We start from the raw sequence: 15,795 nt of genomic DNA on the forward strand, positions 1-15,795 counted from the left end.
GGCTCAGTCGTTTCCGGCCACCGCCTCCGCCGCGCCGCACACCGGACACAGCCCCCGGTACGTGACCTCCACCTCCGTCACCGTGAAGCCGAAGCGTTCCTCCTCCGGCAGGCCCGCCAGCGGGTCGCCCTCCGGGTGGACGTCGCGGACCGTGCCGCAGCCCGCGCAGACCAGGTGCTGGTGGTCCCGGTGCGCGTTCGGGTCGTAGCGCTTGGCGCGGCCCACGCTGGAGACCTCGATCACCTCGCCGAGCGAGACCAGCTCGCCCAGCGTGTTGTAGACCGTCGCCCGCGAGATCTCCGGCAGCCGCGCGGTGGCCCGGGCCAGCACCTCGTCCGCCGTGAGGTGGATGTGCTCGCCGTCGAGCACCTCGGCGACCACCCGCCGCTGCGCGGTCATCCGCCAGCCGCGTCGGCGCAGCCGTTCCAGCAGATCGCTCATGGTCACCAGCCTTGCTGTGCGAGTAAGCCTTCGAGTACTCCGTGCGGTATTCCGTACGAGTCCGGCTGTCGTATTGACTTGGACTGAGTCCACCATAGGATCGACTCCAGTAGTAGCCAAGAGGGCGCGGAAGGAAACACCGATGTCTGAGCAGAAGCACGATCCCCTGGTCACCGAGGACGAGGCGGCGGCGGAAGGCAAGGGCGGCTGCCCGGTCGCGCACGGCCGCGCCGCGCACCCGACGCAGGGCGGCGGCAACCGCCAGTGGTGGCCGGAGCGCCTCAACCTGAAGATCCTCGCCAAGAACCCCGCCGTGGCGAACCCGCTCGGCGAGGAGTTCGACTACGCCGAGGCCTTCAAGGCCCTCGACCTGGCGGCCGTGAAGCGCGACATCGCCGAGGTGCTCACCACCTCGCAGGACTGGTGGCCCGCCGACTTCGGCAACTACGGCCCGCTTATGATCCGTATGGCCTGGCACAGCGCCGGCACGTACCGCATCAGCGACGGCCGCGGCGGCGCCGGCGCCGGCCAGCAGCGCTTCGCCCCGCTGAACAGCTGGCCGGACAACGGCAACCTCGACAAGGCCCGCCGTCTGCTGTGGCCGGTCAAGAAGAAGTACGGCCAGAACATCTCCTGGGCCGACCTCATGATCCTCACCGGCAACGTCGCCCTGGAGACCATGGGCTTCAAGACCTTCGGCTTCGCCGGCGGCCGCGCCGACGTGTGGGAGCCCGACGAGGACGTCTACTGGGGCCCCGAGACCACCTGGCTCGGCGACGAGCGCTACACCGGCGACCGCGAGCTGGAGAGCCCGCTCGGCGCCGTGCAGATGGGTCTCATCTACGTCAACCCGGAGGGCCCCAACGGCAACCCGGACCCGGTCGCCGCGGCCCGCGACATCCGCGAGACCTTCCGCCGCATGGCGATGAACGACGAGGAGACCGTCGCCCTCATCGCCGGCGGCCACACCTTCGGCAAGGCGCACGGCGCCGGCCCGGCGGACAACGTCGGCGCCGACCCCGAGGCCGCCCCGCTGGAGCAGCAGGGCCTCGGCTGGAAGAACTCGTACGGCACCGGCAAGGGCGCCGACGCGATCACCTCCGGCCTCGAGGTCACCTGGACCACCACGCCGGCGGCGTGGAGCCACGACTTCTTCAAGCACCTCTTCGAGTACGACTACGAGCTCACCAAGAGCCCGGCCGGCGCCCACCAGTGGGTCGCCAAGGACTCCGAGGAGATCATCCCCGACGCCCACGACGCGTCGAAGAAGCACCGTCCGACGATGCTCACCACCGACCTGTCGCTGCGCTTCGACCCGGTCTACGAGCAGATCTCGCGCCGCTTCTACGAGAACCCCGACCAGTTCGCGGACGCCTTCGCCCGCGCCTGGTTCAAGCTGACGCACCGTGACCTCGGTCCGGTCGTGCGCTACCTGGGCCCCGAGGTCCCCTCCGAGGAGCTCATCTGGCAGGACCCGCTGCCGGCCCGCACGTACGAGCTCGTGGACGCCGCGGACATCGCCTCCCTCAAGGAGCAGATCCTCGGCTCGGACCTCACCGTCACCCAGCTGGTCTCCGCCGCCTGGGCCGCCGCCTCCTCCTTCCGCGGCAGCGACAAGCGCGGTGGCGCCAACGGCGGCCGCATCCGCCTGGAGCCGCAGCGCAACTGGGAGGTCAACAACCCGGACGAGCTCGCCCAGGTGCTGCGCGTCCTGGAGGGCGTGCAGGAGTCCTTCAACGCGGGCCGCACCGACGGCAAGCAGGTCTCCCTCGCCGACCTCGTCGTCCTCGCGGGCAGCGCGGCCGTCGAGAAGGCGGCCAAGGACGCCGGCTTCGACGTCGAGGTGCCGTTCTCGGCCGGCCGTGTGGACGCCTCCGCCGAGCAGACGGACGTCGAGTCCTTCGCCGCCCTGGAGCCCACCGCCGACGGCTTCCGCAACTACCTGGGCAAGGGCCACCGCCTCCCCGCCGAGTACCTGCTGATCGACAAGGCGAACCTGCTCACCCTCTCCGCGCCCGAGACCACGGTCCTCGTCGGCGGTCTGCGCGCCCTGGGCGTGACCCAGCCGCAGACCTCGCTGGGCGTGTTCACCGAGACCCCGGGCAAGCTGACGAACGACTTCTTCGTCAACCTGCTCGACCTCGGCACCGCCTGGAAGTCCACCTCCGAGGATCAGACCACGTTCGAGGGCCGCGACCTGGCCACCGGCGCGGTCAAGTGGACCGGCACCCGCGCCGACCTGGTCTTCGGCTCGAACTCCGAGCTGCGCGCCGTCGCCGAGGTGTACGCCTCGGACGACGCGAAGGAGAAGTTCGTGTCGGACTTCGTCTCGGCCTGGGCCAAGGTCATGGACCTGGACCGGTTCGACCTGCGCTGATGCGCCCGAGCTGACCGGCTCTCGCTGCCCTCTGCCAGCCCCCCGGCGGTATTCCGCCGGGGGGCTGGCGCGTTTTCGCCTTCCGGGAGGCATGACGGGTCGTCAGGATGCGGTGGCCGGAATCGTCTTGATGTGCTCATGGCCAGACGTTCACCGGCACGCAACCCCCACCACGTCGGGGCAACACGCGACGGCACCCCGGCACCCTTACCTTGCGTGGCGCCCTCGTCCCTCATGAGAAGGGGATCTCATGCCCACTCGTCAGGCCACCACCACGGTGGCCCTGCTCGGCGTGCTCACCTCGGCCGCCGTGGTCGCCACGGCACTGACCGACGTGGCACCCACGGCCGCGGCCGCGAGCACCACGTTCACGGCCACCGCCGACACCCACGTCGACAGCAGCCTGGCCTCCACCAACTACGGCGCCTCGCAGCAGCTCGGCGTCGACAACAGCCCCGTCAAGCAGACGCTGCTGAAGTTCGACGTCTCCGGCGTCACCCAGGCCGTGACCCGGGCGACGCTGCGCCTCCACACCGACGACGTGTCCGGCGCGGAGAGCAGCAGCGGCGGCACCTTCCGGGCCATGTCGAACACCAGCTGGTCCGAGACGTCCGTCACGTACAACAACAAACCGGCCATCGACGGGGCCGTCCTCGGCTCGCTCGGCTCGGTCGCCCGCAACGCCTGGTACGAGGTCGACGTGACCTCGTACGTCAAGGGCAACGGCACGTTCAGCATCGGCGTCACGTCCACCAGCAGCAACGGCGCCGACTACGACTCCCGCGAGACCGGCGCCACCGGGCCGCAGCTCGTCCTGGAGACCGGCGGCGAGCCCACACCGACGCCCACCCCGACCACCACCACGCCGCCGCCGACCGGCGACCCGGTCCTCGTCGGCGCCGGCGACATCGCCACCTCCGGCTCCGGCGACAGCGCCACCGCCACCCTGCTCGACGGCATCCCCGGCACCGTGTTCACCATCGGCGACAACGCCTACCCGAACGGCAGCGCCTCCGACTTCAGCACGTACTACGAGCCGACCTGGGGCCGCCACAAGGCCCGCACCAGGCCGGCCCCGGGCAACCACGACTACGTCACCTCGGGCGCCTCGGCCTACTACAGCTACTTCGGCGCCAACGCCGGCACCGCCGGCAAGGGCTACTACTCGTACGACCTCGGCGCGTGGCACGTCGTCGCGCTCAACTCCGAGATCAGCATGGCCGCAGGCTCGGCCCAGGAGCAGTGGCTGCGCGCCGACCTCGCCGCCAGCGGCAAGTCCTGCACCCTCGCCTACTGGCACCGCCCGCGCTGGACGTCCAGCTCCGCCCACGGCCCCGACAGCTCCACCGGGCCGCTGGTGCAGGCCCTGTACGACAACAACGCCGAGGTCATCCTCACCGGCCACAACCACCAGTACGAGCGCTTCGCCCCGCAGAACCCCAGCGGACAGCTCGACACCGCCCGCGGCCTGCGCCAGTTCGTCGCCGGCATGGGCGGCGCGAGCCTCTACGGCTTCGGCACCATCCAGCCGAACAGCGAGGCCCGCAACAACGACACCTTCGGCGTCCTGAAGCTCACCCTCCACGCGGGCAGCTACGACTGGCAGTTCGTCCCGCAGTCGGGCAAGACGTACAACGACAGCGGCACCGGCACCTGCCACTGAGCCACCGCCATCCCCTTTCCGCCAGGCCTTTCCGCCAGGACGCCGCCCCGCCGCCTCACCACGCGGCCGGGGCGGCGTCCCGGCGCCCCCGTCCGGAGGTCGTTCCCCGTGTATCTCTCCACCATCGGCAGGCAGGCCTCCCCGGCCGGCCCCGCCGGGCCGGGCCGCCGGGGCCGGTGGAAGGCGGTGGGCGGCAACGTCCTCGCCCTCGGCACCGTCAGCCTCGTCACCGACGTCTCCGCGGAGATGGTCACCGCCGTCCTCCCGCTCTACCTCGTCGTCGGCCTGAGCCTGTCCCCGGCCGCGTACGGCGTCCTCGACGGCCTCCACACCGGCGCCACGGCCCTGCTCCGGATCGTCGGCGGATACGTCGCCGACCGGATCAGCCGGCGCAAGGCGGTCGCCGCCGTCGGCTACGGCCTCTCGGCGCTCTGCAAGCTCGCCCTGCCAGCGGCCGGCGGCTCCGCCACCCCGATCGCCCTGGTCCTCGCCGCCGACCGGGCCGGCAAGGGCCTGCGCACCGCGCCCCGCGACGCCCTGATCACCCTGTCGGCGCCCGCCCACGCCCTCGGCCGGGCCTTCGGCGTGCACCGCGCCATGGACAGCGTCGGCGCCTTCGCCGGCCCGCTGGCCGCGCTCGCCGTGCTCGCGCTCGCCGGGCAGTCCTTCGACGCCGTCTTCGTCACCAGCTTCTCCGTCGCGGCACTCGGCGTCGTGATCCTCCTCCTCTTCGTCCGCGACCACCGGGGCCCACGGCCACCCGCCGGCAGCGTCTCGGCCAAGGCCGTCGGCGGCCTGCTGCGGACCGCGCCCGTACGCCGACTCGTGGGCGCCGCCTGCCTCCTGGGCTTCGCCACCATCGGCGACGGCTTCGTCTACCTGCTGCTCCAGCGGCGCGAGGACCTGTCCGTCGGCTGGTTCCCGCTGCTCGCCGTCGGCACCAGCCTCGCCTACCTGATCCTGGCCGCGCCGCTGGGCGCCCTGGCCGACCGGATCGGCCGCGTGCCCGTCATGCTCGGCGGCTACGCGGCCCTGGTCCTCGTCTACCTGCTCCTCGACGGCCCGCTGCACGGGACGGGCCTGCTGGTCGCCGTCCTCGGCCTCTACGGCTTCTTCTACGCCGCCACCGAAGGCGTCCTCCTGGCCCTCGCGGGCCCCGTCCTGCCGGAACGGCTCCGCACCACCGGCATCGCCCTCGTCCAGAGCGGCCAGGCCCTCGCCTACCTCGGCTCCTCCGCCCTGTTCGGCGTCGCCTGGCAGATCTGGGGCTCCGGGACGGCGGTCCTGGTCGCGGCCGGCGTCGCGGTGGCGGCGGCCGTGACGACGGTGCTCCTGCTCGGCCTCGACAAGGAAGGAACCGGTACGTCCTCGTGAACGGTTCGCACGACACCTCCCCGCGCACCAAGATCCTCGTCACCGTGATCGCCGCCGTCCTGCTCGCCGCCCTGGCGACGACCGCCGTCGTACGGGCCCGCGCCGCCTCCGGCGAGACCGGAGCGCCGACGGTCGCCGCCGACCCGGCGGGCCCCGCCGACGGAGCCGGCCGGAAGCCCGCCGCGGGGCCGCGCCTGCGCGTGCTGAGCAACGGCCTGCTCTCCACCCTGTCCCTGGCCGATCCCACCGGTCCGCGCACCGTCACCGAGCAGCGCTGCGACCGCGCCTACACGGCGGGCGGCACCACCGCCTGCCTGACGCCCACCGGCGCGCTCAGCGGCCCCCGCCTCCTCGTCCTCGACGAGAACCGGCGCACCCGGCGCACCGTCCCGCTCACCGGCCTGCCCAACCGGACCCGGGTCTCGGCCGACGGCCGCATGATCGCCTGGACCCTGTTCGTGGGCGGCGACTCGTACGCCGGCGGCGGCTTCTCGACCCGGACCGGCATCCTCGACACGCGCACCGGCCGACTCGTCACCTCCCTGGAGGAGTTCGCCGTCTACAAGCAGGGCCGCCGCTACCGGGCCGCGGACATCAACGTCTGGGGCGTCACCTTCGCCGCCGACGACAACCGCTTCTACGCGACCGTGTCCAGCGCCGGCGTCCGCTCCCTGGTGGAGGGCGACTTCGCCGCCGGGACCCTGCGGACGCTCGCGGACAACGTCGAGTGCCCCTCGCTGTCGCCCGACGGCAGGCGGATCGCGTTCAAGCAGGCCGTCGGCGCCGACCCCGCCAAGGGCTGGCGGCTCGCCGTCCTGGACCTGGCCACCCTCCGCCGCACGGAACTGTCCGAGACCCGGAACGTCGACGACCAGGCGGCCTGGCTGGACGACCGCACCGTGGCGTACGCCCTCCAGCGCGGCGACGGCACCAACGACGTCTGGACCGTCGCCGCGGACGGCACCGGCCGCCCGCGGATGCTGGTCCCGGGGGCCAACTCCCCGTCGGTGCTGCCCCCTGCTTGAATGACGCCCCGGGAAACGATCAGCCGATCGTCCCGTCGACAGGGGAGGGGCGACGCATGGGCGTCAGCAGGAGACTGTTCATGGGCGGCTTCACCGCCGGGGCCGTGACCGTGGCCGTCGGGGCGACCTCGCCCGCGGCCGAGGCGGCCGAGGCGGCGGGGGAGACGACGACGTTCCCGGGCCCGGTGGTCGCCCAGGGGCAGGTGACGGCGCCCCGGTTCCACGCGTCGACGACCGGCGAGGGCCTGTACGTGAAGTCGACGAACACCGTCGACCACGCGGCGACCGTCTACCTGGAGGCCGCGACCGGCGGCGGCTCCGCCCTCAACGTCATCTCGGACAACACCGAGAGCTCCGCGATGTACCTGAGGGGCAAGGAGCGCACCAGCCGCGGCACCCTCAAGATCGCCCACGTCGGCCAGGCCGACGGCTCCGACACCGGCGCCTCCGCGCTCTCCATCGACCTCCAGACCAAGGGAACCGCCTCCCAGGGCATCTACCTCACCGCGACGCAGGGCCCGACCTCCGGCGCCCTGCTCGTCCTGCGCAACAACGCGGGCCTGGAAGACCTCACGGTGAAGGGCACCGGCCTCATCGGCATCGGCATCGACCGCGGCGCCACCCCGCGCGGCCAGGTCCACATCGTGCAGCGCACCGCGAAGCCCGGCCTCCTCGTCGACGGCACCGTCGAGATCGGCAACACCGCCACCCCACCCACCGAGACGGTCTCCGCGGCCGGGGGTGGCACCCTGTACGCCGTGAACGGCGAACTGTGGTGGCGCGGCGGCGCCGGAACCCCCACCCGTATCGCCCCCGCATAGGAGAGGAAAACCGCACAGATGGTGCAGCTCACCCCGGACGAATTGATCGCCGAGTTCCAGGACGCGGTCGTCGAGCTCTACTTCGCCCGCAAGCGCATAGCGAACCTGGAGGCCGAGAACTCCGCCCTCAAGGCCCGGCTCGCCGTGCCGGCGGGCGTGCCCCCGCAGGCCGTCCCGCCCCAGGAGATGCCGGTCGAGGCGACGCCCGCCCAGGACGCCGCCCACGAGGCCGCGGACGCGGCGGGCGAGCAGTGGTTCTCGGGCGGGGCGGGGCCGGGGGAGCCGGGGCAGTAGCACCACCGGCTCCCGCGGGGGCCGTCACTGGACGGCCTTCGGGGCTGTCAGTGGACGGCCTTCGGGGTTGTCAGTGGACGGAAAGGCCGCCGTCCACGAAGACCGCCTGCCCCGTGACGTACGCCGAGGCGCGGCTCGCCAGGAAGACGGCCGCGCCCTCGAAGTCCTCGGCGAGCCCGTTCCGCCCGACCATCGTGCGGGCGGCCAGCTCGGCGACCCTGGCGGCATCGGAGGACAGCCGCTCGTTGAGCGGCGTCATCACGAAGCCGGGCACGAGGGTGTTCACGGTCACGCCGTACGGCGACCAGGCCTCGGCCTGCGAACGCGCCAGCGACTCCAGGCCGCCCTTCGACACCCCGTACGCCCCGGACTGCACGAACGCGCGGTGCGCCTGCTGGGAGGTCACGTGGATGATCCGCCCGAAGCCGCGCTCGGCCATCCCCGGCCCGAAGCGCTGCCCGAGCAGGAACGGCGCCTCCAGGTTCACCGCCATGGTCCGGTCCCACACGTCGTCCGTGAGCTCGGAGAGCGGCGGACGCAGGTTGATCCCGGCCGAGTTGACGAGGATGTCCGGCTCGGCGCCGCCGAGCGCCCGAACGGCTCCCTCGGCGGCCGCCCGTACGCCGTCCCGGGTGGAGAGGTCCCCGCTCACCCAGGCCGCCGTGGCACCGAGCCCGGTCAGCTCGTCGACCGTCTCCTTCAACTCCGCCTCGCGCCGCGCGACGACGACGACGGACGCACCGGCCCGGGCGAGCGCACGGGCGATGGCCTTGCCGATCCCCGAACTGCCACCGGTGACGAGGGCGTTGCGCCCGGAGAGGGAGAACAGGTCGTCCAGGTAGGCCATTACAGCTGCTCGCAACCGCTGACGAACGCACGCCAGGCGGCCGGAGCGAGCGCGAGCCGGGCGTCCTCGGGCCGCTTGGAGTCGCGGACGTGGACGGTGGTGGGGCAGGCGGCGACTTCGACGCAGTCGTCGCCGTCGCCGCTGCTGTAGGTCGACTTGTGCCAGGAGAGGGCGACTTCGACACAGTCGTCGCCGGAACCGCCGCTGTAGCTGCTCTTGAACCAGGCCAGGTCTGTGGTGCTCATGTAGCTCCTCGCATCTGCCGCAACAGGCTCTGGGAGTCTTCCAGGGTAAGAGCCTGTGACCGCATCCTGGCATACCGCATCTTGAGGATGCCGACGACTTTGGCGTCGGAGATGAGCACGCCGCTTTCCTGTCCCTCGGCGTAGCCGTACCAGCGGTTCTCGGGAGTCTCAAGTAACCGCATGGGCCCGTCGAGACCCGCGTGATGCCCCCGCCTCTGCTCCATCACCTGGATCTCGATGTTGCGCCGCTCCGACATCCGCAGAATGTGCTCGATCTGCGCCCGGTGAACCTCCGGCCCGCCCGTCCCCTTCCGCAGCACGTGCTCCTCGATGATGAAGCTGTACGACGTGTTGGGCCGCTCGGTGAGCAGTTTCTGCCGCTTCATGCGGGCGACCAGGTTCTCCTCGATCTCCGCGTCGCCCATCGGCGGCAGTTGCTCCTCGAAGAGCGTCCGCGCGTACGGCTCGATCTGGAGCAGACCGGGGACCAGCCGGTTCTCGTACGTGTAGAGGCACAGCGCGTTCTTCTCCAGCGCCGCCCATCGCCGGAACCAGTTCGCCAGGCCCGGCTCCCGCGACAGATGCTTTGACGCGCCCTTGATGGCCCCGAACGCGTCCAGGACCTCCTCCGACCTCTCCACCAGCTTCGGCGACGGGAACCGCCGGCCCTGCTCGACGGAGGAGATCGTCTCCACCGAGTACCCCACCGCCGGTGCGAACTCCTCCTGGGTGAGCCGCGCCCGCCTGCGGAACGCCTTGAGCACTTCCCCGAACGCCTTCAGGCTGTCCGAGGTCTCCGGTTCCGTGTTGTCGTCCGATGTCATCACGCACACCTCCCACCCCGCATGGTCACGGGCGGTGACGAGTACTGTCCACCCTCCGAGCTCGTACGCTTACGGAGCGTACGAGTTTCTGACCTGGGAACCGGCCCTCGGGGCCGCCACATTGGCCCCATGACTCCCCCTCAGGCCCCTCAAGTGTCAGTCACCGTACGTGTGTTCACCCAGCGCTTCAGCTCGACGCCGCGCGGCGCGCGCCTGGCCCGCCGGCTCGCCCTGCACCAGCTCGAACGCTGGGGCCTCGCGCCGTACGGCAGCGAGCTCGCCGACACGGTCGCGCAGATCGTCGCCGAGCTCGCCGCGAATGCCGTCACCCACGGCCGCGTGCCAGGCCGGGACTTCGAGCTGACGCTCGCGTACGAGCCGGGCGTCCGCCTCCGCATCGACGTCGCCGACACCCGTACCGAACGCCGCCCCGCCCTCGTACCGCCCACCGCCCCGCTCTCCGGCACCGGTCGCGGACTGCTCCTGGTGAACGCGCTCGCGAGCCGCTGGGACGTCGTGGACCGCCTGCCCGTGGGCAAGACGGTCCGGGCGGAGATCGACCTCTAGGAGCCCCGCACGAGGGCGGCCGTCGCGCGTCGGCGGCCGGAATCGACCGTTCCCTGTATTTGCTCCGTAACAGCTCCGTACGGCAGGAATTCCAGGGGAGTTCCCGGTGCACACTCTGCTCGAGGCAAGAGTTGACGGGGGAAACATTCATGAACACTGGCTGGAAGTCCTACATGGCGGGCGCCGCGGTGGTCGGCGCGCTGCTCACGTCCACGGCGTGCGGGCCGAGCGGCGACGAGGGAGCGGGCGAGGGCAAGCCCACGACGGCGCCGACGTCGGTGCCGACGACGGGCTCGCCGTCCGCGACGCCGTCCGGGGCGCCGTCCGAGTCGAACGCGCCGAGCGCCACGCCCTCGTCCAAGCCGGGCGCGACGGCGTCGTCGAAGCCGGACACCGTCGCCGACTGCACGGCCGCCGACCTCGGGGTCTCCGCCGTGAAGGAGCCCGCGGACAGCAAGGAGTCCCGGCACCTCCTGATCACGGTCCAGAACGCCGGCGACAAGAAGTGCAACCTCTGGAACTTCCCGTACGTCCTGGTCGGCGCGGACGCCCAGGCCACGGCTCCGGTCATCAAGGACAGCGACCCGGACCCGGGCAGGCCCGTCACGATCGCACCCGGCGAGGAGGCGTACGCCGCTTTCCTCGTCGCCGGCGGCAAGCGGGACGAGTACGAGGCGCGGAGCATCACGCTCACCCTCCAGGGCCGCAAGCCCGGCACCAAGGCGAGCAAGCCGATCGACGTGCCGATGCCCGTCGCGAAGCTGTACGCGGACGACGGCCAGCTCGTCACGTACTGGACGACCGCGGAGGGCGCGGCCCTCGACTTCATCATGTCCAGGTGACGGGACAGCTTGCCCGCCATGACCGAACTCGGCCCGGACGTCTGGCCCCCTGCTCCGCTGAAGACCGGACGGCTCGTGCTCCGCGAGTCCGAGGCCCGCGACCGCGCGGCGTTCGTCGCGCTGTTCGCCTCACCGGAGGTGGGTGCCCACGTCGGTGGCGCGCGGCCGCGCGACGAGCTCGAACGCGCGATGCCCGAGGTGCCCGGGCGACGCCCCGGGCTCTTCGTGGCCGAACTCGACGGAGCGATGATCGGCATGATCACGCTCGACCGGCGAGACGCCGGGCGTCCGGGGCACGTCCGGCCGGACGGCGGCGAGGCCGAACTCGGCTACATGTTCCTGCCGGAGGCGTGGGGACGCGGCTACGCCGCCGAGGCGTGCGCGGCGGTGCTCGACTGGTTCGCCGCCGCGCGGCCCGGCGAGCCCGTGGTGCTGACCACCCGGCTCGCCAACGACCGGGCGATGCGGCTCGCGGCGAAGCTGGGGTTCGCGGAGGCGGACAGGTTCGAGGAGTACGGCGCCGACCAGTGGTTCGGGGTGTGGTCCTAGGCCAGGTGTCTGCCCGGGGAAACGACGTTCTGCAGTGACTGCGGCAGCGGGTAGGCGCGCTCCGTGGGAAACAGCCGCTGGGCCTTGGCGAGGTGCCCGGTCTGCATCAGTGCCGAGGCTTTGCGGACCTGAGGGGTCAGGTCGGTGAGACCGACGATCCAGTCGTCGGTGAACGTGCGGATCAGGTGGCGGCCGATGCCGACCTGGACGCTGTAGTGGTTCAGTGCCGCTCCGCGCGGCGAGCGCTCCGGGTCCCACTGGACGTGTACGGCCGCCTGGGCCAGCGCCGCCGGGTCGGCGGTCGTCAGCACGGCCCGGGACAGGGCCTCCTCCCAGCCCTCCCGGGTGATCCGCACCGCGAGAACACGTTCCTGGCCCGGTTTGCGGGCCCAGTTGCTGCGGTGCATCAGCCACATGAACGACGGCTTGATCCACGTCATCCGGCCGAACGAGAACGGCGTGACGAAGCGGCCCGCCCGCAGTGCCGCGTCGGCGATGGCAGGCGCGTACGCCTGATAGACCACGATCGTGTGAGCGTCGTAGTCGGCACGGATCTGATACTGCGGCGTCATGCGCCGCACCCTGCCACCCGGTCCGCCGGCGCGGCGAGCGGATTTCGTCTTACCCGCCCCCGGCGGGAGGCCGGTTCGCACGCGCCGGCAGGCGGCCACGGCTCAGGCCCTGTGGCCCGGCAGCAGGCCCTGGTCGGAGACCGGGCCCAGGTGCGCCAGCTTGTCGGGGTTGGTGAGGGAGTGGATCGTCCGGATCTCGCCGTCCACGACGTGGAGTTCGATGACGCTGAGCACACGGTCCTCGGTGTCGTGGAGGACCGCACCGGGGTTGCCGTTGATCCACGCGGGCCGGAGACTCGCGCCGAGCGAGCGGATGCGGCGGAAGCCGCCGAGCAGCAGCCGGGCGGCCTGCTCGGCCTCGCGCACCGAACGGCTGATGGCCTGAGCCTTGCCCCCGCCGTCGCCGTGGAAGACGACGTCGGGGGCGAGCATGCCGAGCAGCGCGTCCAGGTCGCCGCCCTGGGCGGCGGTGAAGAAGCGGCGGGCCAGTTCGGCGCCCTCGGCCCTTCGCTCGCGGGGGAGTGCCGCGCCCTCTCCGGCCCGGGCGCGGGCCTCGGCGTCGGCGGGGATGCGTCGGCGGGCGCGGGCGAAGATCTGGCGGCAGTTCGCCTCGGACTTGTCGGTGATGCGGGCGATGTCCGCGTAGTCGTGGCCGAAGACCTCGCGCAGCACGAACACCGCCCGTTCGACGGGCGAGAGCGCTTCGAGGAGCACGAGGAAGGCCAGGGAGAGCGAGTCGGCCAACTCGGCGTGCTCGGCCGGTCCCTGGCCGCCGGCCGTCCCGTCGGCGGGCACCACGACCGGCTCGGGCAGCCAGTCGCCCACGTACGTCTCGCGGCGGACGCGGGCCGAGCCGAGGTGGTTGATGCCGAGGCGGGTCACGGCCGTCGTCAGATACGCCTTGGGCGCGGCGATGGCCGTGCCGGCGTTGTGGGCGCGGGTCATGCCGAGGAAGGCGTCCTGGACGATGTCCTCGGCGTCGCCGACCGAGCCGGTCATGCCGTAGGCGAGGGAGAACAACAGCGGCCGGTAGCCGGCGGCCGCCGCCACGGCCGTGTCGTGCTTCGTCTCCACCACTTTTTTCCTCATCTCGGGGCTCGATCTGTCACAACGCGCGGGGCTGCTCTGTCTGTAAGGGCGACAACGGCTCCGGAAGAGAGTGGACTCCCATGAACATCGCACTGTGGATCGTGACCGGACTGCTTGCCACCGCCTTCTTCTTCGGCGGCGGTCTGAAGCTGATCATGACGAAGGAGAAGATAGCCGCCCAGGGGCCTTCCGCGGCGTGGGTCGAGGATTTCGCCGCGGCGAGCATCAAGGGCATCGGCGTCCTGGAGGTACTGGGCGCGCTGGGCCTGATCCTCCCCGCCGTCCTCGACATCGCCCCGGGCCTCGTACCGGTGGCGGCGACCGGGCTGGCCCTGGTGATGGTGGGAGCGGCGGTCGTACGTCTGCGGCGGCGTGAGTACCGGCTGGTGGTGGTGGACGTGGTGTACCTGGTGCTGCTGCTCTTCGTGGCGTGGGGCCGCTTCGGACCGGAGTCCTTCGTAGCGTGAGACCGGACCGCGGGCGGGGGCGGTGTGGGGTGGTGCGGGGCTCGTCGCCGGGGGCCCCGCACGGCCCGGGCCGTAGGCAGTCCGTCAGGCGGTGGCGCGGCGGCAGCGGAGCATCTCCAGCGGCGGGTTGCCGTGGAAGTCCGCCCAGAACTCCTCGCCGTACGCGCGCACGCCGGCCTCGGAGATCGTCAGCGGGACCCAGGTCAGGTCGGTGAACCCGGCCGCGCGCAGGCTCTGCTCGTACACCTCGCGGCGCGGCGCCGCGCCGACGAACGAGATCGGCGGGTCGAGGAGCGCCGTGATCCGCACGCGCGGACCGGTCTCGATCGCCTCGCCGGTCGGCTCGCAGCGGAAGCCGTACTTGTCCAGCGGCGGCCCGTCGAAACGGAAGTCGGGCGACTGGGCGAAGACGAAGAACTCGCCGCCGGGCCTCAGGTTCTTGTACACGTTGCGGCACATCCGCTCCATGGCGGCGACGTCCGGCGCGTAGTTGAGACACTGGACGGCGAGGGCGATGTCGAAGGCCCGGTCGAGGGTGGGCAGTTCGGCGACGTCGCCCACCTCGTAGGTGATGCCCAGCGGCTCGCTCTCCTCGAACGCCCGTGCCGCGGCCACCATTTCACCGGAGATGTCGACGCCGAACACCTCCGTGGCGCCGCGCCGCCTGAACTCCCGGCTGTAGAAGCCGGTGCCGGACGCCAGGTCCAGCACGGACTTGCCGCGCACGTCCCCGACCATCGCGAGGAAGCTCGGCACCTCCCCGTACTGTGTCAGTGGCAGGGACTTGAAGCCCTCGAACGCCTCACCGATCTCGTCGTACTGCTGCACGCTCATGGTGCCGCCTCCCCGTGTTCGGTCGTCGGGTCGTGTCCGACTCGTGTCGGCAGTCTCTACGTGCCGCGGCGACCGCCCGTACTGGCAGAAGACACGAAGATCCGGAGGTCGCCCGTGGCGATGTCACAGTCCGGGCCCTCGCGTCCGTCCCTTCTCGGCGGCCCGACGCCGCGAGAGAAGGAAAGGGGCGATCCACGATGACCACGACCACGAGCACGATCCTGGTGACCGGCGGCACCGGCACCCTCGGCCGGCTCGTCACCGAGCGGCTGCGCGGGGACGGGCACCAGGTGCGGGTGCTGAGCAGGCGCACCCAGCCGTACGCGGTCGACCTGCGAAAGGGCGGGCGGGTCCTCGACACGGCGATGGACGGCGTGGACACGGTCCTGCACTGCGCGTCCACGCCGAGCGGAGGGGACGAGAAGGCGGCGCGCGTGCTCGTCGACGCGGCCCGCCGGGCCGGGGTGCGGCACCTGGTGTACATCTCGATCGTCGGCGTCGACCGGGTGCCGCTCCCGTACTACCGGGCGAAGCTCGCCGTCGAGCGGATCGTCGAGGAGTCGGGCCTCGGCTGGACGATCCTGCGTACCACCCAGTTCCACGACCTGGTCGTCCAGATCCTGGAGACCCTGGCGAAGGTCCCGCTGATGCCGGTCCCCTCCGGGGTCTCCGACCAGCCGATCGACGTGGCGGAGGTCGCCGACCGCCTCTGCGAACTGGCCGCCGCCGAACCCGCGGGCCGGGTCCCGGACATGGGCGGCCCCGAGATCCGCACCTTCACCGACCTGGCCCGCACCTACCTGACCGCGACCGGCCGCCGCCGCACCCTCCTGCCCGTACGTCTCCCGGGCAGGACCTTCGCGCGCTTCCGCGAGGGCGGCCACCTGGCACCGGAACGGGCGGTGGGCCGCACCTCGTTCGAGGACTTCCTGACGGCGCGTTCGGCTCCCTGACCCCCTGACCC

Annotated in this window: 18 protein-coding genes; 11 read left to right on the forward strand and 7 right to left on the reverse strand. The window is 72.0% G+C overall.

Features of this window, described 5'->3' with window-relative positions:
• Positions 1–3: 3 nt before the first annotated feature.
• Positions 4–441: a Fur family transcriptional regulator gene (locus tag ACFVGS_RS31770; RefSeq protein WP_384420492.1), complete on the reverse strand. Its 438-nt coding sequence runs from the start codon at positions 439–441 to the stop codon at positions 4–6.
• 142 nt (positions 442–583) lie between these two features.
• On the opposite strand from ACFVGS_RS31770, the gene katG reads away from it, so the two are divergent.
• From katG to ACFVGS_RS31800, 6 genes are all read left to right on the forward strand, one after another.
• Positions 584–2,818 (forward strand): catalase/peroxidase HPI, encoded by a 2,235-nt coding sequence (gene katG / locus ACFVGS_RS31775; protein WP_384420490.1) that lies wholly within the window; start codon positions 584–586, stop codon positions 2,816–2,818.
• Positions 2,819–3,068: 250 nt separating this feature from the next.
• A complete protein-coding gene (locus ACFVGS_RS31780) occupies positions 3,069–4,481 on the forward strand; it encodes a DNRLRE domain-containing protein (protein ID WP_385695359.1) in 1,413 nt (470 codons plus the stop codon).
• Between the two features lie 108 nt (positions 4,482–4,589).
• Positions 4,590–5,855, forward strand: a complete 1,266-nt coding sequence (locus tag ACFVGS_RS31785) for an MFS transporter (protein ID WP_384420485.1) — start codon at positions 4,590–4,592, stop codon at positions 5,853–5,855.
• Positions 5,852–6,880: a TolB family protein gene (locus ACFVGS_RS31790; RefSeq protein ID WP_384420483.1), complete on the forward strand. Its 1,029-nt coding sequence runs from the start codon at positions 5,852–5,854 to the stop codon at positions 6,878–6,880. Before ACFVGS_RS31785 ends, ACFVGS_RS31790 begins: the two co-directional genes overlap by 4 nt.
• 56 nt (positions 6,881–6,936) lie before the next feature.
• A complete protein-coding gene (locus tag ACFVGS_RS31795; protein WP_384420481.1) occupies positions 6,937–7,701 on the forward strand; it encodes a hyaluronoglucosaminidase in 765 nt (254 codons plus the stop codon).
• An 18-nt stretch (positions 7,702–7,719) separates the two neighbouring features.
• Complete coding sequence (locus ACFVGS_RS31800) at positions 7,720–7,995, forward strand: hypothetical protein (RefSeq protein WP_385695362.1); 276 nt, start codon at positions 7,720–7,722, stop codon at positions 7,993–7,995.
• Positions 7,996–8,065: 70 nt separating this feature from the next.
• On the opposite strand, the gene ACFVGS_RS31805 is transcribed toward ACFVGS_RS31800, so the two are convergent.
• The 3 genes from ACFVGS_RS31805 to ACFVGS_RS31815 are packed head-to-tail and all read right to left on the reverse strand — an operon-like array spanning position 8,066 to position 9,911.
• Positions 8,066–8,842, reverse strand: a complete 777-nt coding sequence (locus ACFVGS_RS31805) for an SDR family NAD(P)-dependent oxidoreductase (protein ID WP_384420478.1) — start codon at positions 8,840–8,842, stop codon at positions 8,066–8,068.
• Positions 8,842–9,087 carry a DUF397 domain-containing protein gene (locus ACFVGS_RS31810; protein ID WP_385695365.1) on the reverse strand — a complete coding sequence of 82 codons (246 nt, stop codon included), beginning with the start codon at positions 9,085–9,087 and terminating at the stop codon, positions 8,842–8,844. Before ACFVGS_RS31810 ends, ACFVGS_RS31805 begins: the two co-directional genes overlap by 1 nt.
• Entirely contained in the window at positions 9,084–9,911 is an 828-nt protein-coding gene (locus ACFVGS_RS31815) for a helix-turn-helix domain-containing protein (RefSeq protein WP_385695368.1), read from the reverse strand. The genes ACFVGS_RS31810 and ACFVGS_RS31815 overlap by 4 nt, the downstream gene beginning before the upstream one ends.
• A 129-nt stretch (positions 9,912–10,040) precedes the next feature.
• On the opposite strand from ACFVGS_RS31815, the gene ACFVGS_RS31820 reads away from it, so the two are divergent.
• The 3 genes from ACFVGS_RS31820 to ACFVGS_RS31830 all read left to right on the forward strand — a co-directional run bounded on the left by ACFVGS_RS31820 (position 10,041) and on the right by ACFVGS_RS31830 (position 11,869).
• The gene (locus ACFVGS_RS31820; protein WP_385695371.1) at positions 10,041–10,478 is read left to right on the forward strand and encodes an ATP-binding protein; all 438 of its coding nucleotides are present in this window, start codon (positions 10,041–10,043) and stop codon (positions 10,476–10,478) included.
• Positions 10,479–10,627: 149 nt separating this feature from the next.
• Entirely contained in the window at positions 10,628–11,320 is a 693-nt protein-coding gene (locus tag ACFVGS_RS31825; protein WP_385695373.1) for a DUF4232 domain-containing protein, read from the forward strand.
• An 18-nt stretch (positions 11,321–11,338) separates the two neighbouring features.
• Complete coding sequence (locus tag ACFVGS_RS31830) at positions 11,339–11,869, forward strand: GNAT family N-acetyltransferase (RefSeq protein ID WP_385695375.1); 531 nt, start codon at positions 11,339–11,341, stop codon at positions 11,867–11,869.
• On the opposite strand, the gene ACFVGS_RS31835 is transcribed toward ACFVGS_RS31830, so the two are convergent.
• Both ACFVGS_RS31835 and sigJ read right to left on the reverse strand, forming a co-directional pair.
• On the reverse strand, positions 11,866–12,441 hold the full coding sequence (locus ACFVGS_RS31835) for a DUF4291 domain-containing protein (protein WP_385695377.1): 576 nt from the start codon (positions 12,439–12,441) through the stop codon (positions 11,866–11,868). The genes ACFVGS_RS31830 and ACFVGS_RS31835 overlap by 4 nt on opposite strands.
• 102 nt (positions 12,442–12,543) lie before the next feature.
• Positions 12,544–13,515, reverse strand: coding sequence for an RNA polymerase sigma factor SigJ (sigJ, locus tag ACFVGS_RS31840; RefSeq protein WP_384420464.1), 972 nt, complete (start codon positions 13,513–13,515; stop codon positions 12,544–12,546).
• Between the two features lie 95 nt (positions 13,516–13,610).
• Between sigJ and ACFVGS_RS31845 the strand changes: the two genes are divergently transcribed.
• Positions 13,611–13,997 (forward strand): DoxX family protein, encoded by a 387-nt coding sequence (locus tag ACFVGS_RS31845; RefSeq protein ID WP_384420462.1) that lies wholly within the window; start codon positions 13,611–13,613, stop codon positions 13,995–13,997.
• An 84-nt stretch (positions 13,998–14,081) separates the two neighbouring features.
• On the opposite strand, the gene ACFVGS_RS31850 is transcribed toward ACFVGS_RS31845, so the two are convergent.
• Positions 14,082–14,831, reverse strand: coding sequence for a class I SAM-dependent methyltransferase (locus ACFVGS_RS31850; RefSeq protein ID WP_385695381.1), 750 nt, complete (start codon positions 14,829–14,831; stop codon positions 14,082–14,084).
• A gap of 197 nt (positions 14,832–15,028) precedes the next feature.
• On the opposite strand from ACFVGS_RS31850, the gene ACFVGS_RS31855 reads away from it, so the two are divergent.
• A complete protein-coding gene (locus ACFVGS_RS31855; RefSeq protein WP_384420458.1) occupies positions 15,029–15,784 on the forward strand; it encodes an SDR family oxidoreductase in 756 nt (251 codons plus the stop codon).
• The last annotated feature ends 11 nt before the right edge of the window (positions 15,785–15,795 follow it).

Source organism: Streptomyces sp. NPDC127114 (genome assembly GCF_042677525.1).
Taxonomy (GTDB): Bacteria; Actinomycetota; Actinomycetes; order Streptomycetales; family Streptomycetaceae; genus Streptomyces.